The 21313-nt window shown below is 70.6% G+C and carries 17 protein-coding genes and 1 pseudogene; 14 read left to right on the top strand and 4 right to left on the bottom strand.

What is annotated here, in order from left to right; genetic code table 11:
* Positions 1-99 precede the first annotated feature (99 nt).
* A protein-coding gene (locus ACY34I_RS29670; RefSeq protein WP_462758360.1) for an IS5 family transposase occupies positions 100-863 on the top strand; the annotation gives its coding sequence in 2 pieces (ribosomal slippage) (positions 100-397 and positions 397-863; 765 coding nt in all).
* Between the two features lie 8 nt (positions 864-871).
* Here ACY34I_RS29670 and ACY34I_RS29665 read toward each other — a convergent pair.
* Positions 872-1255 (bottom strand): WhiB family transcriptional regulator, encoded by a 384-nt coding sequence (locus ACY34I_RS29665; RefSeq protein WP_462758359.1) that lies wholly within the window; start codon positions 1253-1255, stop codon positions 872-874.
* A 478-nt stretch (positions 1256-1733) separates the two neighbouring features.
* On the opposite strand from ACY34I_RS29665, the pseudogene ACY34I_RS29660 reads away from it, so the two are divergent.
* From ACY34I_RS29660 to ACY34I_RS29625, 8 genes and pseudogenes are all read left to right on the top strand, one after another.
* Positions 1734-2956: pseudogene (locus ACY34I_RS29660) on the top strand (nitric oxide synthase oxygenase).
* 3 nt (positions 2957-2959) lie between these two features.
* The gene (locus ACY34I_RS29655) at positions 2960-4192 is read left to right on the top strand and encodes a globin domain-containing protein (protein WP_462758356.1); all 1233 of its coding nucleotides are present in this window, start codon (positions 2960-2962) and stop codon (positions 4190-4192) included.
* Entirely contained in the window at positions 4189-4830 is a 642-nt protein-coding gene (locus ACY34I_RS29650; RefSeq protein ID WP_462758355.1) for a hypothetical protein, read from the top strand. Before ACY34I_RS29655 ends, ACY34I_RS29650 begins: the two co-directional genes overlap by 4 nt.
* 5 nt (positions 4831-4835) lie before the next feature.
* Complete coding sequence (locus tag ACY34I_RS29645; protein WP_462758354.1) at positions 4836-5327, top strand: hypothetical protein; 492 nt, start codon at positions 4836-4838, stop codon at positions 5325-5327.
* Positions 5328-5601: 274 nt separating this feature from the next.
* Positions 5602-6003, top strand: a complete 402-nt coding sequence (locus ACY34I_RS29640; RefSeq protein ID WP_462758353.1) for a hypothetical protein — start codon at positions 5602-5604, stop codon at positions 6001-6003.
* A gap of 481 nt (positions 6004-6484) precedes the next feature.
* A complete protein-coding gene (locus ACY34I_RS29635) occupies positions 6485-7936 on the top strand; it encodes an APC family permease (protein ID WP_462758357.1) in 1452 nt (483 codons plus the stop codon).
* Positions 7937-8407: 471 nt separating this feature from the next.
* Positions 8408-9121, top strand: a complete 714-nt coding sequence (locus ACY34I_RS29630; protein WP_462758352.1) for a hypothetical protein — start codon at positions 8408-8410, stop codon at positions 9119-9121.
* Positions 9118-10353 (top strand): histidine decarboxylase, encoded by a 1236-nt coding sequence (locus tag ACY34I_RS29625; protein ID WP_462758351.1) that lies wholly within the window; start codon positions 9118-9120, stop codon positions 10351-10353. Before ACY34I_RS29630 ends, ACY34I_RS29625 begins: the two co-directional genes overlap by 4 nt.
* 135 nt (positions 10354-10488) lie before the next feature.
* Here the strand turns inward: ACY34I_RS29625 and ACY34I_RS29620 are convergent, their stop codons facing one another.
* Positions 10489-11040 (bottom strand): sigma-70 family RNA polymerase sigma factor, encoded by a 552-nt coding sequence (locus tag ACY34I_RS29620; RefSeq protein ID WP_462758350.1) that lies wholly within the window; start codon positions 11038-11040, stop codon positions 10489-10491.
* A 364-nt stretch (positions 11041-11404) separates the two neighbouring features.
* Between ACY34I_RS29620 and ACY34I_RS29615 the strand changes: the two genes are divergently transcribed.
* From ACY34I_RS29615 to ACY34I_RS29605, 3 genes are all read left to right on the top strand, one after another.
* The gene (locus ACY34I_RS29615) at positions 11405-11614 is read left to right on the top strand and encodes a zf-HC2 domain-containing protein (RefSeq protein WP_148799776.1); all 210 of its coding nucleotides are present in this window, start codon (positions 11405-11407) and stop codon (positions 11612-11614) included.
* A 457-nt stretch (positions 11615-12071) separates the two neighbouring features.
* Positions 12072-13370: an ATP-binding protein gene (locus tag ACY34I_RS29610; protein WP_462758349.1), complete on the top strand. Its 1299-nt coding sequence runs from the start codon at positions 12072-12074 to the stop codon at positions 13368-13370.
* 94 nt (positions 13371-13464) lie between these two features.
* Complete coding sequence (locus ACY34I_RS29605; protein WP_462758347.1) at positions 13465-14955, top strand: helix-turn-helix transcriptional regulator; 1491 nt, start codon at positions 13465-13467, stop codon at positions 14953-14955.
* Between the two features lie 5 nt (positions 14956-14960).
* Here ACY34I_RS29605 and ACY34I_RS29600 read toward each other — a convergent pair whose 3' ends face one another.
* Positions 14961-15800 carry an SAM-dependent methyltransferase gene (locus ACY34I_RS29600; protein ID WP_462758345.1) on the bottom strand — a complete coding sequence of 280 codons (840 nt, stop codon included), beginning with the start codon at positions 15798-15800 and terminating at the stop codon, positions 14961-14963.
* Between the two features lie 120 nt (positions 15801-15920).
* Positions 15921-18107: an Hsp70 family protein gene (locus ACY34I_RS29595; RefSeq protein ID WP_462758344.1), complete on the bottom strand. Its 2187-nt coding sequence runs from the start codon at positions 18105-18107 to the stop codon at positions 15921-15923.
* Positions 18108-18263: 156 nt separating this feature from the next.
* On the opposite strand from ACY34I_RS29595, the gene ACY34I_RS29590 reads away from it, so the two are divergent.
* Complete coding sequence (locus ACY34I_RS29590) at positions 18264-18926, top strand: response regulator transcription factor (RefSeq protein ID WP_462758343.1); 663 nt, start codon at positions 18264-18266, stop codon at positions 18924-18926.
* A 4-nt stretch (positions 18927-18930) separates the two neighbouring features.
* A complete protein-coding gene (locus ACY34I_RS29585) occupies positions 18931-21291 on the top strand; it encodes a hypothetical protein (RefSeq protein WP_462758342.1) in 2361 nt (786 codons plus the stop codon).
* Positions 21292-21313: the final 22 nt, after the last annotated feature.

The following is a 21313-nucleotide window of genomic DNA, read 5'->3' as shown; positions in this document are numbered from 1 at the left end:
AAGGGAGTGTCTCATTTGGATGGCTGTTGGCCTGGGGCATGATCTGCTTTCGTGTACGAGGCCATGATCCGTACTTGGGCGCCGGATGATCTGTGGTAGATAGCGGCGCCGTTGATCCCGCCCGCGCCGGTTCGTCGGCAGGGTGGCGGTCGGCGGCGGGTGGACGACCGGGCGGTGCTGGCGGCGATCGTGTACGTGGCCCAGGCGGGTTGTTCCTGGTGGAAGCTGCCGGAGGCGTTGTTCGGGGTGACCCGGGCGACCGCTCACCGCAGGCTCAGTCAGTGGACCGTGGCCGGGTTCTGGCTGCGGCTGCACGAGGCGATCCTGGACCGGCTCGGCGCCGACCGCCGGATCGATTGGTCGAGGGCGGTGGTCGACTCGATCAGTGTGCGGGCGGAAAAGGGGGCGATCTGACCGGCCCGAACCCGGTCGACCGCGGCAAACCGGGCAGCAAACTCCATGTCATCTGCGACCGGAAGGGGCTGCCCCTGGCCGTGCTGGTCACCGCCGCGAACGTCCACGACAGCCAACTGCTGCTGCCCATGCTCGACAGCGTCCCGGCGATCCGCACACCGAACGGGCGCCGCCGGTGGCGGCCGGACAAGTTGCACGCTGACAAGGCGTACGACGCCCGCGAGCTGCGCCGCGAGGTCCGGCGGCGGGGGATCAAGGTACGCATCGCCCGTAAGGGCATCGAGTCCTCCACGCGCCTGGGCCGTCACCGCTGGATCGTCGAAGCCTGCATGTCCTGGCTGATGCGCTACCGGCGCCTCGTCCGCCGCTACGACCGCAAGGGCGATCACTTCGAAGCCTTCGCCACCATCGCCAGCACCCTGATCTGCTACCGCCGCCTCACCAAATGAGACGCGCCCTAAACCTTGGCTGGGGTTTGAGCGGCGCAGGTGACCGGAAGGCCGTCCCTTTGCAGGTCGCGGGTGAGGCTGCGCCTACCTGCGGCGGCCTGCCGTCGCGCTTTTGCCTCACATCGACGGCCGCAGTACCGACTCACTGTAGTGCTGGTGAACCGAACGGGCAAACACTTGCACTGGGCGCAGATTAGCCGCACCACCTCGGTCCGCTGTCTGCGCCGCTGGAGCAGCATGCCACCGCGGATCACCCCGGTGTCTCCGCTGGCCAGCCCGTCGGCCAGGCAGGGCTCCCGCACGGGGCACGCGAGGCATATGTATACCGCCCGCGTGCGGTCCGGTCCACTGTCGGTCCACCATTCGGTGTCCCAGACAAGCGCCTCCCCCACGCCGGCGTGCAGCGTCAGATGGTGGCCGCCATCGGCCGTGAGCACGTGAACGTCGGGGTTTGATTCACCCAACCCACGGATGTAGTCCACCACCTCGCGCGCATCGAGACAGCGGCCGTCACGCGATCGCCAGTCCGCCGTCGTCGGCCGCCTCGAAGGCCACGTCGAACAGGCCGTCGACGGGTGGCGGGTTCGCGAGATGCGCAGACCGATCACGGGTACGCCTCGGACAAGTGCCCTGCCAAGCCGTCCCTGCCCTGGTCTTTCGCCGTCACTCGGTATTACGAGCGGCGATCCGACTTGGGTCAAAGATGTGAACTCCCGTCCGGTGCGGGCCGTATGGCAGAGACCAGAGGCAAAACATCAACGGGGATGGGAGAGATGTGGCACTGCGACGATGCCCGCCGGCTGGGCGATCACGCGGGGGACACGCGGGGAACGCGACGGAACCTGCCCAATGATCGGGAACGAGCCAACATTGACGACCGGCAGCGTTGCCACTGGTGACCGGCGGGTGGGCGCCCCCGTGAGCCACACCACCCCACCCTCAGCTGGCCCAGCGCAGGTCCCCTCCACCGAGGCCGTGGAGTTCATCTCCGCCTACTACACAGAGCGACAGATCCCCAACGTCGCCGATCGAATCGCCGGTGTGCTCGACGAGATCGCCACCACCGGCACCTACTGGCAGACACCGGACGAGCTGATGTATGGCGCCAGGGTGGCGTGGCGGCAGTCCGTGCGGTGCATTGGCCGAGCCCGCTGGGCCGGCCTGAAGGTCCGTGACCGGCGCACCGTCACCACCACTGACAGCATCGCCAGCGAGCTGGCCGAGCACCTCCGGGTAGCCGACAACGGCGGGCGGATCCAATCCGTCATCACCGTGTTCGCCCCCGATCATCCGCTGACCGGACCACGAGCCCGCGTCTGGAACGACCAGCTGATCCGGTACTGCGGGTGGCAACTGAACGGTCGGGTGCTCGGCGATCCCGAACAGGTGGGCATGACCAACGCCGCGCTGCAGCTCGGCTGGCTGCCACCCGCTACCCCCGGCAGGTTCGACCTGCTGCCCTGGGTGATCGAGACCGCCACCGAGGACCCTACGCTCGTCCACGTCCCCCGTGAGCTGGTGCGAGAGGTCGCGCTGACGCACCCCGATCACGCGTGGTTCGCGGACCTCAAACTCCGGTGGCACGCCCTCCCCGTGATTGCCAACATGCGCTTGCGCATCGGCGGTGTGGACTACAGCTGCGCCCCATTCAATGGGCACTACCTCGCCGATGAGATCGGCACCCGCAACATGTGTGACGTCGGCCGGTACAACCAGCTGGAGCCAGTGGCCGCGGGGCTGGGGCTCGACACCGGAGACGAGTCCACCATGTGGCGCGAGCACGCCGCCCTGGTCATCAACCAAGCTGTCCTGCACAGCTTCCGCGCTGCCGGTGCGCGGATCTCCAACCCACACGCCAAATCGGAACTCTTCATGCGCTTTGCGCCACCGAAGAGCGGGCTGGCCGGCCCGTCTACGGCGACTGGTCGTGGATCAACGGGTCGGTCGGATGGGCCGTCCTACACGCCGTGCACCACCGCTACTACGACACCCGGGTGCCTAACCCGAATTTCTGGCCAGGTGCCCGCACGCCGTACTCTCCGGAGCCGACTCTGCGTGAGCGCCACTATCTTGCCTGCCGGCAGGAGGGCTGACACATGGACGTCATAGCGCTGCGCCAGAGCTGGAAAGAACTCGCCGTCGCCGGTCCCGAAGCAGCGAAATACTTCTACGCGGCTCTGTTCCTTATCGCCCCTGAGACCCGAACCATGTTCCCGGCCGACATGCGGTACCAGGAGGACAAGCTGCTCGCCGCGCTCGGGCACATCATCACGAATATCGACGACCCGGATGCGCTCACGGCGTTCGCGCAGCGTCTAGGCGCTGATCACCGGCGGTTCCACGGGTCAGACCACGAGGGCCGACCGGTGCAGTTGGCGGAGCGGCACTACATCTGGGTCGGCCAGGCACTCCTGGCAACGCTGGAGCATTTCGTCGGGCCACGGTGGACGCCGAGCCTGAAGGCTGAGTGGGCCGCGGCGTACCAGGCGGTAGCGAAGTTGATGCTCGCCGGCGCCGCCGAATCCGAACGGGTCGCGCCCCCGTCCTGGCAGGCAGAGGTGACCAGCGTGGAGCGCCGCAGCGCCGACATCTGCGTGTTCACCGTCCGACCGAACTACCTGTGCAACTACCTGCCGGGGCAGTCTCTGCCGACACAGGTGCCGACAATGCGCACCTGGCGGTACCTGTCACCCGCCAACGCCCCCTGCCCCGACGGAACGATCGAGTTCCACGTCCGGGCGGCGGGCCGGTTCTCCACCCATCTGGTGCGCCGTGCGGTAGTCGGCGACACGCTCCTGCTGGGGCATCCCGTGGGCACCGCGCTGTCGTCGTACGACCGCGCACCCCACCGACGGCTTCTGCTGATCGCTGGCGGCACCGGCGTAGCGCCGCTGCGAGCCATCCTCGAAGAGCTCCAGCAAGGCTCTGGCCGTCCCACCACTCTCGTGGTGGGGGGTAAAACACCCGACGACCTGTACGACCACCAGGCGCTGCTGAAGCTGGCCGCGACGGCGCCGGCAGCAGCCTGGTCTGCCGCCCGGGGCGAGCAATGGCTCCGCTACGTCCCCACCGTAGAAATTGGGTGGGGGTGGGACGGCGAGGTGGGCCGCGCCGTCGACACCGCCCTGCGGCTCGGCTCGTGGGCAGACGCCGACATCCTCGTCTGCGGGTCTCCTGCGATGACTCGGGCCACGATCACCACCCTCACCGCAGCCGGTGCAGACCCTGACCGCATCTTGACGGAAAGCTACGACCACTCGCTCTACCCACCTCTGTCCGCGCCGGCCGGGCCGACGCCGCGTGACCTCACCCGGACAGGAGTCCGATGACTGACCACGGTGCCCGACACCTTGCACCGGACGCGGAGCAACCGCAGCCCGGCGAGGTCACCCAGCGCCTCAGCCTGGTAGCCACCCACCGCTCCCGCCGCCAGCAGTGGTACCCGGCAGCCGAAGTGGCCGCGGTGGCACGCTTCGCTGACGATCGGATCGCGCTGTTGCGCGGCGAGATCGACCGTCGGGGACGAGAGGTGCGCGGCCTGCTCAACCAGGTCGAGATGCTCCGCTACGGAACCCTGCCGAGCATCGCACCGCAAGCAGTCGACCCGATGGCTGTCGAGCTGACCATGCGCGCTCAGGAGGAAGCCAACCGCACAATCGGCGACGCCAGCGCGGAGGGCGCGGAAATCCTCGCCGAAGCGCGGTGGCAGGCCGAGGACATCATCGCCCACGCCCACCAGCAGGCCACCCAGATCACCGGATACGCCGGCCCGCAGGTCACTGAACTCCAGCGTCAACTACGGGATCTGCAAGCGAGGTATGACGCGCTGGTGACCGCCAGCCAGGCCGCTTACGAGAACCTGTCGCAGTGGCAGTCGTACCTGGCCGATCAGTCTGAGCAACTGCGGTCCAGCGCAAATGCCGCTGGGGAGGCCAGCGAACAGCTGAAACTGGCGATCAAGGAGTAGCAGGGATGCTCTTCGCGGTTCCCTGGCTCGACGGGAACACGATGATTGAAGACCCGACGCCCGTCGGGCCAAACCGGCACTTCGACATCACCGCGGCGTTCGCCGAAGGCGCTGCCCAGCTCGGTCCAGCCGACCTGCCCCAATCGATCATCGACAGGTACGGGCCCCCATACGCGCCGCTGAGGCTCGAACACCTCGGGGACGACCGCCGCTTCGTCGCCGATCTCCTGGCCGAACTCCTCACCCCCCGCAGGGTCACCTACCTGCGTCTGGCGGATCACGCCGTGCCGCCGGAGCTCGCCGCCCTCCTCACCACGGAGCCAGACGCGCTCGTGGTGCTGTACTGGAGCGGCATCGGCGAAACCAGCCAGCCGGAGTCTCTTCTCGGCGGCCCGGCGCCACTCGTCACGCACAAGTCCCGACTCGTCCTTGACCGGAGTCCCGATGCATCGACCGCTCACCATTCGCCACCTGGATCAGGACTGGGAGCCGCGTGAACGGCCGTTCGAGGGCGCCTGGGCTCCGTGGCGAGGGCCTGCCACCGTCACCGACCGAGGTGCCGTCTGGCTCGTCCTGGACCTCCACAGCGGGGATTTCCACGCAGCACTGCGGCGGCCCGGGCAGGTGGTCGCCGGCGCGCCGGGGGAGCAGCACCACGCGACTATCGTGCTGCCGGGCGACCCCCTGCCCGCCGTTGCTCCGTACCTACGCGCTCCGGCTCGCTTGGCGGTTGTTTCACCAGCGGCCGATCGTGGCCAGGAAAATGAAGCGTTGGAGCAGCTGGCCCCCCTGGCACAGCAGGTCCTCGACGGTCTCGTGCCGATACCCGGGACGGGCGACCTGGACTGGACCGCCTCGGCGATGAGCGCGGCCGACCAGCTCAGCGGTGGGCAGGTCCGCCGCCACCGGCACCGTTACACGGATGCAGGCGAGGTCTTTCAGGCGCACGCCGACCTGGTCGACCCACGATGGGCCGACCTGACCGATCGGCAGCTGAACCGGGCGGCAGCGGACCTGGTCAGGAGGAGAGTGCCCTGCTGCGACCACCACGTCGGGCTGGTCGGCGTACGGGCGTGGCTCTACTCATACCGTCAGCGACAGGCGGCGCCGATGCTGGCGACATCGGCAACGAGCGCCACCGATACAGACCGCTTCCCAGGCGACTACGGATAGCCGATGAAGACGATCTCCAGCAATGTGACCTTGAAACCCCCTGTGATCAGTCGGTAACCCACCCCCTTTGCGCTTCACTGCCCCTTCCGGAGGAACCCATCATGCTGAACCACGCCGGCCCGACCGCCGCAGACGTCCACTTCAGACACCCCCGTTTGTCTGGCAGGGGGAGGAATATCCGCCCTGGAGGAGCGTCAGCTGCTGACCCGCCCGTCGCAGCCGAGCTGAAGTGGGGGTACGCGGTCCGTCGGGAGTGGCCCGATGGCACCCATGACCTGGTGGGCTTCTCCGCTCGGGAGGGCCGGGTGCGGCGGCGCATCCGCGTCGACGAGCGTTTCAGGCGGCCGGGACCGGTACGCCCGTCGCGGTGGCTGGTGGTGCCGCTCAACGAGGCTGATGTGCGCCGGCACGACCGGTCGGGTTGCCAGCACGTGCCGTGCCTGAACGAGGCGACTCGTGGTGGGGGAGGCGCGCGGTGAGCATGCATGTGCAGGTGGCGCTGGCGCGGAGGACGCTGAGCGCGTGGGGGATAGGCGTGTTCGGCGCTGCGGCATCGGCACCGATGGTGGTGCTGGTCGGCGGTATCGTGGCCACTTACGCCAGCACGCAGGTGTCCAGCGTGCCGCTGGTGTTCGTGCTCGTCGGTGGCGTGGTCGCGCTACTGCTCGTCGGGTACACCGCGATGTCACGGCGGGTTCCTCATGCTGCCGCTTACTACGCCATCCTCACCCGGGGGATAAGCCGGCGGTGGGGTGTGGCCGGCGGCGCGGTCGCGCTGGTGGCCTACAACGCCATCCAGATCAGCCTGTACGGGCTACTCGGCGCCACTTTGGCCGGCTCGGCCGGTGGGAGCTGGTGGGCGTGGGCGGGCGTCGCTCTGATCCTGGTGGCGGTGCTCGGTGTGCGAGCCGTCGCATTGTCCACGGTGGTGCTGGCAACCGTCCTGGCAGGCTCGCTGGTGATCATCGTGCTGTTCGTGGCGTCGGCGATGGCCGACCCGGCCGGGGGCACGCTGTCGTGGGACGGGTTCGCGATCTCCGGGCTCGGGGTCCCCGGGATCGGTGGTGCGGTTGCGCTGTGCCTGGCCGCGCTGATGGGTGTGGATGTGCCCGCGAGCTTCGGCGAGGAGAGCCGCGACGACCGGGCGGTGACCCGCGCGGTGTTCGCCGGCGTGCTGTTCCTGACCGTCCTGTATGCCGTGGCGGCGTGGGCTATGGGAGTTGCCGTCGGCCCGGACAAGGTGGCCGCGGTCGCGGGTGACCCGGCCGGTGGCCTGCCGTTTGCGGTGATGGAGCAGCGTCTCGGTGGGTTCATGACGCCGCTGGCGCAGATGATGCTGATCTTCGCGATTGTCGCGTCGCTGCTGGCCTTCCACAACGTGGTGGCTCGCTACGCGTTCGCTATGGCGCGCGAGGGGGTGCTGCCGGCGGCGCTGGCCCGCTCGGGCAGCGGCACCCGGGTCAGTGCCCCGGTTGGTGGGTCGCTGCTTCAGACCGGGATCGCCGCGGTGGTCGTGGTCGTCTTCGCGGCGCTGCACGCCGACCCGGTGGCCAGCCTGTTCACCTGGCTGTCGACGCTGGGCGCGCTCGGCCTGCTGTGCCTGCTGCTGGCCGCCTCGGTCGCGGCGATCGGCGCGCGGAGGGGGCTGCTGTCCGATGTGGGGGTCGGCACGTCGGTCGTCGCGCCGCTGTGCGGCGTGGTCCTGGGCGCGGTAGTCCTCGGCGCGATGGTGATCAACGTGGGGTCGCTGTTGGGTACCGCGCCGGGGTCGCTGTCTCCCTACCTGCTGCCTCTGATCATCGCGGCTGCCGCGATCGGTGGGAGCGCGTGGGCCGGTGCGCTGCGGCGGTCGCGGCCGCAGGTGTACCAGGACATCAGTGAAGGCCGACCGGACACCCATGCGGTGCCCGACGACGTCGGCGTCACCTTCTAGGGCCGGGGCCAGGAGATGACCTACCCGATGACGCCGCCACCCGAGCGGCACCAGCTGGATGTGGACGAGCGTGGGTGGCCGGGGGCCGAGCAACCGACGGCCGGCCCGCCGGTCCGGTACGCGGCCGACGCGCCGCCGACGGCCGGGATCCCGCAGGCGGCCGCAGCCCGCCCGAGCTGGACCGGCGCCCCGAGCGACGACCCCGGCCCCCCGCCTGGCCAGACAGGTCCGGGTTGGCCTGGTCAGCCGGGATACGACAGTGTCCCTGCGGTCGACACGCCCGGCCCGCGTTGGACCGGGCCGCCGGGCTACGAGCGAGGCCCGCAGCAGGTCCCACCGCAGTGGCAGCAGCGCGGGGCCGAGTCGCAGCCGCGTTCGGATGAACCGTCGCATCGTCCGCCACCGGTTGTCCCGCAGCCTCCGCCCGCTGCGGGCGAGCCCCACGAACCCGGCCCGGAGGACCGCTTCTGGGTGGATCTGCGGTTGCAGGTCGCGTCCCGGTTGCGCGGTGTGAACGCCAAGCACTGTCATGAGGCGTTCGACCGGATCGGCAAGCGCAACGCGCTCGGCCCGCACGGCGTGGTGTTGTTCTACACCACCCCGGACCAGCACATGCCCCACCGCTACCGGCTGCTGATCGCTACCCGGCTGTTCCTGGCCGGTCCGGAGTCCGACGACCTGCCCCGGGTGCTGCACGATCTGGCCCGCACCGCCGCCGGTAACGTCGCCCGCGCCAACAAGCAGGGGCGGCGGTGGGATCCCCGCGGACCGGAGGGGTCGATGGTCAACGGCGGGGACCTGGACATGCCCCGCGACGCCGCCTACGTGGGCGCGGGCGTGACCACCCTGGACAGCGATGAGGGACCATGGCACACGGTCGCCCACTCGGTGCGTAACCAACCTCTGGACACGCCGCGTCCCAGGACGGTGTTCGACCTGTCCGGCCAGGGTCTGGTTCTGCTGATCGACGGCACCGCGCTGCGCATGGTCCGCAACCCGCACCGCCGCCTCGGCGATGACGGCATCACCAGTAACCGCAGTCTCGACGCCGGCCGCCGGTGGCCGTACAACCCGCACGCCGACCTCACCCAGCAGGGCGACCAGACGCTGCGCGCGGCGTGGGTGCAGCTCGGCGTGCTGCACCGCACCCTCACCGGCCACCTGCTCGCCGGGCGGCCGGCATGAGCGCACCTGAGCAACCCACCGTCCTGACCGACGCCGATCTCGATCTGCACGCCGTCAACCCCGACCCGGGTACGGTGGTCCAGGCGCTGCTCGACCAGGCCGCCGCCGGGCAGCCCACCGCCATCGGATTCCCCGGAGCGGTCGACCTCGACTACACCCCGGTCCTGCCGCTGTTCGGGCGGCTGTTCAACAACGTCGGCGACCCGAAGTCCGATCCCGGCGGAACCGCGCACACCAAGGCGCTGGAGCGGGCGGTGGTCGACTGGTGCGCGGACCTGATGGCCCTGCCGGCCAATGACCGGTGGGGCTATGTCACCGCTGGCGGCACCGAGGGCAACCTCGCCGCGCTGCACGCCGCGCACCGCCGCTACCCAGACGCGGTCGTCTACTACTCCCAGGCGGCGCACTACTCGATCGGAAAGATCCTCGACATCATCGGCGCCCCACACGAGCTGGTCGACGTTGACGAGCGCGGCGAGATGGACTATCAGCACCTCGCCGCGCTCGTCGGGTGGCGCCGGCACCGCCCGGCGGTGGTGGTGGCCACCGCGGGAACGACGATGACCGAGGCCGTTGATGACCCGGTCCGCATCGACGTCGTGCTGCGCGCGGTGGGCGTGGACCGGCGGCACGTGCACGTCGACGCTGCCCTCGCCGGCATACCTCTCGCACTCGACGGGTCACTCACCCTCGGTGAGGGCAGCGGCGTGGACAGCGTCGCCGTGTCGGGTCACAAGTTCTTCGGCGCCCCGATCCCGTGCGGGTTGGTGTTGATGCGTGACAGCATCCGCGGGCCGGGTCGGCACATTGCCTACACTTCCACCGTCGACACCACCGTCAGCGGTTCCCGGTGTGGGCAGGCCGCCGCGCTGCTGTGGTACGCCATAGCCGCGCACGGCCGCGAGGGGCACCGCGCCCGGACCGCCCGGGCTCGGGACCTGGCCGCGTACGCCGTCGAGCAGCTCGACGACATCGGCTGGCCCGCCTGGCGGCATTCGCGCGCCTTCACCGTCGTGCTGGCCACGCCCCCGGCGGCGGTGACCCGCAAATGGCTGCTGGCCACCGAAGGGCAGTGGTCGCACACCATCTGCATGCCCGGGGTGACCCGCGGCCAGGTCGACGCTCTTATCACCGACATCCGCACCGCGATACGCGACGGGGCGCGGGTGCCGCGGCAGCGTCGACCACCGCAAACCGTGCCCCGGCAGCACGCTAGGGCCCGCGGCTCCTAGACTGGCTCGCGGTGTCACCACTGTCTGTGCCGCAGATCCCCGACGGCGTGCAGCCCCAGCAGGAGGGGCGGCTGCCGTGCCGGCTGTGTGGGCCCTGGCATCACAGCGTCGCAGCACAGCTGCCCAATCCTCGGGCTATGCGGGCCGACGCTTCGCGGCGGTGCCCATGGCAGCGCGCAAGTAGCGGAGCGCGTGGTAGGTGCGCGACTTGACCGTCCCCTCCGGGATCCCGAGCACCGCGGCTGCCTCGACGGCCGACCGTTCGCGATAGTAGATTTCGATGATCACGTTTCGGTGCTCTGGAGTCAGCCGAGCCATCGCCTTCTTGATGGTCTGAACGGCGAGCATTCGCTCGATGGCGTCATCGCCGGATGGCAGCACCGTCATGTCGACCAGCCCGACTTCCTCCGGTCGGGCCTGCTTGGCCCGACCGGCGTCGATGGCCACTCGTCGGGCGACGGTGAGCAACCAGGGGCGGAGCGTTGCGATGTCCGCGTTCAAGACCTCGATTTTGCGCCAAGCCCGCATCATCGTTTCCTGCAGCAGGTCCTCGGCCGCTTGGCGCTGGCCGAAGGTGAGCCGCAGGAGGAACGAATAGACCGGTTTGGCATGGGCGTCATACAGGGCTTGCATCCGCTCCTCGGCGGTTAGGTCCCCGACGGCGACGGTTCCGGTCGCAAGCGCCATGGCTGCCCTCCTCCATACCTGGTCCGCTCTCAAGGCAAGGTTCGTTCGTCTGGCACTGAGAGACATCGGGTAGCTCACGGATGTTTGGGGCCGTGCCCGTACCGCACCGGGTTGCCGGTGCGGTGTCCACTGGCCTGCCGGTGATACACCGCGCGATCTCGCGGGCGAGCGCGCCCATCGTTGTGCTCGTTGGAAAGGCCCGGGGCTCGCTGGTCCATGGATATCCGGCAGGCGCCGAGGGCCTGCCGATGGTGGATCAGTCAGCGGACGACCGGCAAACCACTTTGGGCTGAACCGTCCGTGCCTACGGCGCGTAATCAGAGCGAGGAAAGTCGGCACGCGTCAACGGTCAGGAAGAGGTCGAATGAGCCAGCCCGAGCGCTCGGATGATCCGTTCAAGCTGGCGCTCGGCGTCTTCGCGTTGGATGCTTTGTCCGATGACGAGGTTCGGGTGATGGAGGCTCATATCGCGCGATGCCGGCGGTGCCGCGCGGAGTACGACGGGTTCCGGGACGTGGTTGCTGGCTTGGCCCTGCTCTCCGAGGACGACATGCGCCAACCCGGTGGCGAGTAGACGGGGCCGTGCTGGGTGACGCGCTACTCACTCATTTCCAATGAGTCCCCGGTCCAGCGATGCCGCTTCCAGTGGCGTAGCGGGTAGAAGGTCCGGGACTTGATGGGCTCCTCGGGAGCGCCCAAGATTTCGGCGGCCTTTGGCCCGGACCATTCCGAAAGTAGACCTCGATCAGCAGGTCGCGGAACCGGTCCAGCATGCTCAGCAGGGGCGCGCGAACCTCCTCGAGGTCGAGGGCTTCTTCCATCTGGTCGTCCGGATGAGGCCATCGTCGAGTCGATGGTCGCCCAGTTCGCTGGTGCGCACCTGGCAGGCGGGCACTGCCCGCGGCTAGCGTTCGACGGCGACGATCGCCATGATCCGGCCGGCGGGCGAGCGTCAGGTCGGGTCCATCCGCCCGCTGCAGACCACCGGGGGGTGGCTGCCGGGTGGCGTATCTGAGTCTTGCGTCCGAGTCTTGGCCACCAGCGGGGCTCACGTCACGCCGGTGTCGCCACATGGTGGCGGCATGCGTTCACCTGCCTCGGCGTTGGTTGGTCGGGATGTCGAGTTGGCGGTCTTGCGCGAGCTGATTGTGGGGGTGACCGAGGGCCGGGGCGGGATGCTGTGGGTGGACGGCGAACCTGGGATCGGGAAGTCGACACTGATCTCGGCGGCGACAGCTGACGCGGCGCGGTTGGGGTGTGCGGTGTATCGCGGGTCCGCGCCCGAGTTGTTGCCGCCGTTTCCGTTGCAGGTGCTGCTGGACGCGCTGCGGGTGGGGCGGGATTCGGTGGATCCGTTGCGCGCGCCGTTAGCGGGGCTGTTGCGGGGGGAGGGAAGGTCGGAGCTGGTGACGCCGCGGGATGTGGCGGCGTTGTTGGCCGAGCAGGTCTTGGCGTTGGTGGACCGGCTGTGTTCGGTGACGCCGGTGGTGCTGGTGCTCGACGACGCGCAGTGGGCGGACGAAGCGAGCCTTTCGGCGTGGTCGCGGTTGGGTCGGGCCACAGCCCAAATGCCGTTGTTGCTGGTGACGGCGTGCCGGCCGCTGCCACGCCGGCCAGAGGTGGCCGCAACGCGGCGGGACCTCGTGGAGCGGGGGGCGACGGTGCTGCCGCTGGGAGCTTTGTCGACACCGCAGGTGATCGAGGTAGTCAGCGACTTGGTGGGCGCGGTGCCGAGCGGGGCGTTGGATGAGCTGACGGGGCAGGCGGGGGGAAATCCGCTTTATGCCCGCGAGGCGGTCGACGCGTTGGTCCGGGAGTCGAGGATCACCGTGGTGGCGGGAGTGGCGGAGTTGACGGGTGCGGGGGAGTGGCCGGGGTCGTTGTCGGAGGCGATCGGGCGGCGGCTCGGCTTCCTGCCGGAGCGGACCCGGTCGGTGCTGGGGCTGGCGGCGGTGTTGGGCTGCGCGTTCACGGTCGATGACCTGGGGGTGGTCACCGGGCAGCCGGCGACCGAGTTGATAGTCGTGGTCGAGGAGGCGGTGGCGGGCGGGGTGTTGGCGGCGTCGGGGGATCGGCTGGTGTTCCGGCACGGACTGATCCGACAGGCGCTGTACGAGGCGATGCCGGCGAGTCTGCGGGCGGCGTTGCATCGGCAGGCGGCTCGGGCGCTGGCCGGCGCGGGGGCGCCGGTGGAGCGGGTGGCCGAGCAGTTGCTCGCCGGACCGGTGACGGCCAACGAGTGGATGATCGATTGGGTGGCCCGGGAAGCCGCGGGGTTGACCTACCGGGCGCCGCGGGTGGCCGTCGACCCGGGTCCGCGGCGCGGTTGACGACGATCCGCGCCGGGAACGGCTGGATGCCGACCTGACGGTCGCGCTGTCGCAGCTTGGCGACAACGAGCAGGTCGAGCAGTTGGCTCGTCCGGTGCTGGCCTTCAGCCGCGATCCCGTGGTGGCCGCTCGGGTGGCCTGGACCCTTGGGTACGTGCTGATGCGCATGGGGCGGTACGAGCAGGCCGTTGAGGTCGCCGAGCACACGCTGGAGCGGCCGGGAATGCCGGCGGTCTGGACCGCCCGGCTGTACGCCCTACGCGCCCTTGCGCTTATCGGCGTCGGACGTTTCGACGAGGCTCGGGCGGCCGCCGCACGAGCCGAGGCCGAGGGGCACCAGGCCGGTGACCGGCTGGCGGTCGGATACGCCCTGCACACCCTGGCCCTCATCGAGCACAACCAGCGGCGGGACGTGGCGGCGCAGGTGGCGCTCATCGATCGCGCGTTGGCGGTGTTGGGGGACGAGCCGCCCGTCGCCGACCTGCGGCTGCTGTTGCTGATCAACCGCGCGGGTGGCCTGGACAACCTGGGACGGCCCGCCGAGGCCGACGACGCCTTCGGCCAGGCCATGGTGTTCGCCGAACGTGCCGGCACTCCGCCCCGGCTGGGACATCTGCGGGCGAAGACCGCAGACTACAGCTTCTACCGAGGGCGGTGGGACGAGGCGCTGACGGAGCTCCAGGCTGCTGCCGACCTGCCGACCGATATGACGTATCGGCTGGCCGGCCGCGGGGTGCGGGCGTTGATCGCGGTTCACCGCGACGACCTGCCGGCGGCCGAGCGAGAGTTCTTCGGCGTCGAGGAGTTGACGAGCCCCGGGAACGGCTTGCGCCTGTACGCCGACCTTCTGCTGGTTGCCTGGGCGTTGGCGGCCGAGCGCGAGGGCCGGCCCGCCGAGGCGCTGGCTCGCCTGCTGGCCGTTTTCGATCCCGAGGGAAACGGCGAGTTTCCGCAACTGACCCCGGACACGCCGATGTGGCTGGCCGACGTGGTCCGCCTCGCGCTGGCCTGCGGCGACCGCACCACCGCCACCGCCACCGCCGCGGCCGCGGCCCGGGCAAACGCCGCCGTCCAGGGGCAGGCGTCTCCCGCCACCACCGCCGCGGCCGGGTACTGCGCGGGCCTGCTGGCGGCCGACCCCGCGCGGATCCTCGCCGCCGCCGACACCTTCCACCGCATCGGCTACCCCCTGTTCGGCGCGCAGGCACTGGAGGACGCCGCCGTGCTGTACGCCGAACGCGGCGACCAGCATGCGGCGCGGGCCGCGTACGCGCGGGCGGTCGAGGTCTACACATCGCTCGACGCGGCCTGGGACATCATGCGCACCGACGCCCGCCTACGACCGCACGGCATCCGCCGCGGCCGCCGCGGACCGCGCCGCCGGCCCACCATCGGCCGGGAATCCCTCACCGCCACGGAACGGAAGATCGCCGACCTCGTCACCGCAGGACAGTCCACCCCGGACATCGCCGCCCAACTGTTTCTGTCCCGCCGTACCGTGGAAACCCACCTCTCCCACATCCTGGCGACGCTCGGGGCCCATTCGCGGGTCGACATCGCTCGTGAGCTGGCGAAATCGCAGTAGGACCTTTAAAGCGACAACGGTCGAGGTTGATCCACAGTCGGCTTTCGGCCGACGCCGCCGAGGATCCAGACCTCCTCCGGCGCGATGTCGGTTTCGATGTCGGGCCGCCATTCCGGAACGAACACCAGGCCGGGGTCGATGAGGGGTGCGCCGTCGAAGAAGCGTTCGATTTGATCACGCGTGCGGTGGGTAGCCGGATATTTGGTGTTCTTGTAGACCTCTGCGGCGCCACCAGCGTTGTCCGGCCTGGGGTCGGCGGTGGCGTGATTGATGACAAGGTAGCTACCCGGCGCCATCGCGTCGCGGAGGCGGGCGACGATCCCGTACGGGTCAGCTTCGTCGTCGATGAAGTGAAGGACGGCCACCAACAGGATGGCCATTGGCTGGTCGAAGTCGATCTGCGCCCGGGTCTCGGGGTGGTTGAGGATGGCATCCGGGTCGCGCAGGTCCGCCGTGATCACGCTCGTGGTCTTGCCTTCGGTGGGTGCCAAGGCGCGCGAGCGGGCCAGCACCTGCGGATCGTTGTCGACGTAGACCACGCGCGCGTCCGGCGCCTCAGCCTGGGCGATCTCGTGGACGCTGCCTTGGGTGGGCAGGCCACTGCCGATGTCGAGGAATTGGCGGATGCCCGCGTCGCGGGCCAGGAATCGCACCGTACGTTGGATGAACCCACGATTCTCCCGGGCCATGAGAATCACCTCGGGAGCCGCTGCGATCACCTTTTTCGCGGCTTGACGATCGGCTGCGAAATTGTTCCTGCCGCCCAGGTAGTAGTCGTACATGCCCGCAGCAGTGGGGACGGAGGGGTCGATGCCGTCCGACTGGGCTGAGCTGTGCGTGGTCATCTGTTTCTGAGTCCTTCCCCAAGAGCGTCCACACGGTTCGTCCAGATCCGATGTGACCTGACAGCTCCGCGAAGCAGCCCGGTCCGGTAAGGGGTGTTCAGTAACCTTGTGGCGGAATCATCATCCAATAGCGGTTAGGAGCGTGATGTAGCCGGTGGAGTACACGGTTGTCGCCGCGTTCGGTCCGAGCGTGACGCGTCCCGCCGGCACCTTTTTGGCGAACACGACGAAGTAGCGCTGGTCCTTGTCATTGGTTGGGATGATCATGTCAGTGCGTTTGAAGCCCTGCTGGTTCAGCCACGCCGGCCACCAGTTGTACAGCTCCGGTGCTCCGCGTCTGTCGAAGGCGACGTACACGGTGGCGTCGCGTGCGACATCGAAGACCAGGTAGTCCGCCGGGGAGGTCAGTCGCTTGTCGTCGCTGGCGCCGCGGATCAGCACTGCTCCGGTGAGCGGGTCGGGAAGGCTGGTGAAGACGGGCGGCCGGTCGACGAAATGCTCGGCACCGACTACCGCGGGGCGGACCGTAGCCAGCTTCGACGGTTTGTGTACCTGGACGTCCGCCAGTTTGAGCATTGGCCGTTTGCTCGGGGTGTTGGTTTTGGGCGTTGCGCTGGGCTTCTGCGGCTGGTTGCTCGGGGTCTTGGTCCCGGGCGTTGCGCTGGGCTTCTGCGGCTGGTTGCTCGGGGCGTTGGTCCCGGTATTTGCGCTGGGCTTCTGCGGCTGGTTGCTCGGGGCGTTGGTCCCGGTATTTGCGCTGGGCACCTGCGGCTGGTCGCTCGGGGCGTTCCCGAACGCGAACGCTACGCCCAGCACGCTGAAGGACACGATCAGCGCGACGATGAAGCGTGCGTCGGTGAGCCGTGACCGCCACCGCCGTGTCGGGCTCGGCTCGGCCGCCGGGCGGGTGTCTCCGGCAGGGCCGCTGGCCGGGCGTTCCGGCTTGGCTGGCGGCTGCGCCCGGTGCTTCGCGCCGCGCCCCGGCTTGAGTGCCGCCGTGCCCACGGCTGCGGCTGCGGCTGCGGCGGCGGGCGCGCCGCTGTCACGTTCGGCCGCCGTGGGCGCAGCGCCGGTCCGGGCCGCGGTGGTGGCCGGCGCGCCGCTGTCATGTCCCGCCGCCATCGGCGCAGCGCCTGCCAGGACCGCGGTGGTGGCCGGCGCGGCGCGCTTGGGCCGCCGGGGCGCCGGGGCGCCGTGTGCCGTGTGGGTGTCGGTGCTGAGCATCGCGGCGCCCAGTGCGACCGCGTGTTTCGGATGGGTGTTGATCAGGATTGGCCGCCGCAGTGTGTCCCGCAGCAACTGGGTAACCAGGGGGATCTGGGACGATCCGCCGACCAGAAGCACGGCGGTGAGGTCCTGCAGGGTGATGCCGGCGGCGGTCAGGGTCCGCCGGAACGTCTCCATGGTGGTCTCCACGGACGGCGTGATCATCTGCTCGAACGCTTTCCGAGTCACGGTCACGTGCCGGACCGAGCCGGGTAGCGACACGGTGATATCCGCCTGCTCGCGGCTGGATAGCGCCTCCTTCGCGAGCATGCAGTCGCGTTGCAGGGTGGCCAGGATCGAGGCGGTACCGGGATCGGTCGGGTCCAGCGCGGTGATCGCACCGTCCAGCTGGCGGTCGACGTGGTCCATGATCGCCTGGTCGAAGTCGGCGCCGCCGAGCCATTCGATGCCCTCGGGGGTCCCGATGGTCTCCAGCCCGTCTCGGCCGTTGCGGACCACCGCGCTGTCGAATGTGCCCCCGCCCAGGTCGTAGACCGCCAGCAGACCGTCCGGGGGCAGTGGCTGGGTGGAGCAGTAGTACGTGGCCGCGGCCACCGGCTCCGTGATGGTGATGACGGTCGGGCCGTCCGACCCGGCCACCGACCCCGACTCGGCCTGCGGGCGGGGCAGGCCGGCCAGGTGCGGGATGGCCGCGAACTGCTCGCGCCGGTACGGGCCCCACACCGCCGGGTGGGTCAGCACGATCCGGTCGGGCGGGCCGCCCTGCGCCTTGCTGACGGTGTCCACCACGGAACGGAGCAGGGCGGCCATCAGGGCGGTGGGGGAGTATGGCGCCCCGTCCAGGATCACCGGGGTGGGATCACCGAGGCGGCGCTTGAACTCCCGCGCCGCCCGGCTGGGGTCCTGCAGACCAAGGCGATCGGCCGCCTCACCGGTCAGCAGCGCGCCCTTCTCGTCAAGGTAGGCGACCGACGGCGTGACGACCGCAGGCCCAGCCAGTGGCACCATGTCCAGGGCCCAGGCGGAGGCGGTCGCCGCGGCGGTAAAGCTTGTGCCCAGGTCGACGCCCAACCCGTACATACTCAGATTCCCCTCGCCGAGTCCACAGTCGCTACGATGCTTGAGGTCATAGTTGTAATACGTAGGCGACCTCGAAGCAGATCACATCGCGCCGTCACGATACGTCGCCGATTTCGGGGGTCACAATTCGTCGGTGTTGACGTCGGGAGGCGAGCTGTGGACGTTGCGGTGGCCGACGACGGCGCGCTGTTCCGGGAGGGGCTGCAGCTGCTGCTGTCCGCCGCGGGGCACGAGGTGGTCGGCTGCGTGGAGGACGGCGACCGACTGCTGGAGTTACTGGAACATACCCCCGTCGACGTGGCCATCATGGACATTCGGATGCCGCCAGGCGCGGACGGCGGTCTGCAGACCGCCCAGCGCGTACGGGCGAGATACCCCGACGTCGGGCTGCTGCTGCTGTCCCAGCACGCCGAGGCGCACTACCTGTTCCAGTTGCTGGAGATCGGCACCGAGCGCATCGGGTACCGGCTCAAGGACCAGGTGGCCGGGGTGGCCGTGCTCGCCGACACGCTGGTGCGCATCGCCGCCGGTGAGATCGTGATCGAGCCGGCGCTGGCCGCCAACCTGGTGGACCGGCCGAGTCCCCCGGTACGTAGTCTGCTGGCCGATCTTACCGAGCAGGAACGCGCCGTGCTGCGGCTCATGGCGGAAGGGCGGTCGAATTCCGGGATCGCGACGGGGTTGTTCCTGTCGGTCAAGACGGTCGAGAAGCGTATCGCGAGCATCTTCACCAAGCTGGACCTGCCGGCTGAGCCGGCCGCGAACCACCGGCGGGTCCTGGCGGTGCTCGCGTACCTGCGCTCGAACCAGACGGGCTAGGGCCGTGCTCCGGACCACAGGCGGCGAGCTGGCGCACCCACCCCGCCCAGCCGGGCCGTTCACCGCCCTGGTCCGGCTGGCGTCCTCGGATGCGCTGCCCGCGCCGGCCGGGCCGCAGGACCCGCTGGGCGGATACCGGTCGGTCCTACGCACGCTGCTGCGCGAGCTCGCACGGGCCCACGCGGTCCGCTATGCGGCGCTCTGGCTGCCGGCAGGGACGGCACCCGGTACCAGCACCCCACGGTGGGCGCCCGCGATCACGTGGCAGTCCCGGCGCTGGGCGCAGGCCGCGCTGCCGAACCCGGTAGCCGACCCGGACCTGTTGCTGGGCGCGGCCGGTGTGGTCGCGATCGCGGACGTAACCGACGGCGGTGCCCGGTACGGGGCGCTGGTGCTGGCACACCCGGACGATCCCCGGTACCCGCTGGCCGTGGCGGCGCCGCTGGGCGAGACAGCGGTCTGCGTCGGCCTGCTGCTGCGCCAGGCGGGCCACCGCGCGGCGTGCACCGCCGCGCGAGCCCGGGTCGACCGGGCGGTACGGCGGGTCAGCGCGACCCAGCTGGAGCTGCTCACCGTGCAGGCGGTGGAGCGCGACCGGCTCGCCACCGCGGTCACCGCGACGCCCGGCCGGCAGCTGCGGGCGATCCTGGACCGCACCGCGGACCTGGAGCGGGCGCTGCGCGCCGGCTCACCGCAGGCCACGGCGATCGCCGGCGACATCCGGGCCGGGCTGGGCGAGATGATCGAGCAGTTCCGGTCCGTTGTCCGCGGGGTGTACCCGCAGGTGCTGCGCAGTACCGGCGTGCGCGCGGCGCTGGAGGAGGTCACCGCGGCGCTGCCGGTACCGGTGGTCCTCAGCGGCGAACTGGGCCGGCGCCAGGGCTGGGAGGTCGAGTCCGGGCTGTATCAGGCCGGTGCGTCCGCGGCGGCCGCGCTCGGCGCCAGCGGCGGCGAGCAGCCGGTGTACCTGGAACTGGGCCGGTCCGCCGGCGTGCTGACGATCCGCGCGCAGCGGACCGGAACCGAGCCGACCCGGGTCGCCGCGGCGCTGCGGGACGACTCCCGGCGGCTGGCCGCGCTGGGCGGCCGGCTGCGGGTGGAACGGGCCGGCCGGGGCGCGGCGACCGTGGTGGACATCCTGCTGCCAGAGCGGCTCGGCGGCGACTGGCCGGAGCCCGCGCGTCCCGCTGAGCCGGAGCCGGCCGGGCCGCAGCCGGGCGAGGCTAACGACGCCGCACCCGAGCTGCCGGTCGGCGCCTCCGCGCGCCGCCTGTTGACCCTGCTCGTGACCGGCCGGGAGGCGCCCGCGGACAGCCCACCGTTGCGGGTCGCGGCCGATCGGCAGGACGGCCAGGCCCGGGTAGTGGTGGTCGGGGCCTCGGCACCTGAGCTGGTATCGGTGCTGTACGGGCCGGCCGGTGCCGCCCGATGGGAGCCATCGGTCGGGGTGGCCCCGCCGACCGGTTACCAGTACCAGCCGTACCCGCGGGTCACGCTGGACCCGGCTCGCGGGGCACCGCCATGGCGGCCGGTCCGGCTGCCCGGCCGGTCCGGCGCCGCCTGGCTGGGCGCAGCGGCCGGGGTGGACCGGATCCTGGTCGAAGGACCCGTGGACGCGCTGCGCGGGCTGCGGCTGCTGCACCATCGCGACCGGGTCGACGCCGACCTCGCGGCCCGGCTGCGCCGCTGGTCGGGTACTGCCGACGGGCCCCCCGATGCGGTCGTGCTGGTGCTGTCCAGGCCGGCCAGCGCGGCGGAGTCGGAGTTCCTGACCGCCCTGCGGTCGCCGGGCGGCGACGGGTTCTCCCCGGTGGCGATCTGCGCGCTGGAGGCGGGTACCGCCGCGACGGCGGGCTCACCGCAGCGCCTGGGGTCGATGTGCGACACGATCGTGGACTGGCGTGCGGCCCCGGGCGGCGGTATCGCGGTCGAGGTGGCGCTGCGCACCTGGGTACGCGCCTGGGCGGGGGTAGTGGCCGCCCGGTGGGCGTTGCGCGCGCTGGTGGCCTGCCTGGCCGCGGGGCAGCTGGACGACCGGTTCGGCCGGGCGGTGGAGGCGGCCGTCGCGGGAGCGCACGAGGTGGCCGAGCTGGACCTGTTGCAGGCGTTGCAGGGCCGGCGGATCCGGCTGCCGCGCGGGCACGACGAGGCGCTGCGCCTGCTCGGCGCGTACGGTCCGGACTCGCGGTCCCGGCTCGGCCTGGCCGGCGACGCCGGCGCGGGGCAGTTGACCCAGGCCGCGAGCCGGGCGCTGGTGTTCTGGCGGAACCAGTCCATGGCGCCGGACTCGGGACCGGCCGGGCGCAGTGCGTGCGCGCTGCTGGTACGGGCGTGCGAGCGGCTGCTCACCGACGGCGTCGAGTGACTGGCGCGAGGCACGGGCGGGC

This window comes from Micromonospora sp. RTBAU3-60 (genome assembly GCF_054963695.1).
The sequence above is the reverse complement of the archived record's forward strand: the minus strand, read 5'-3'. Positions and strand labels throughout refer to the sequence as shown.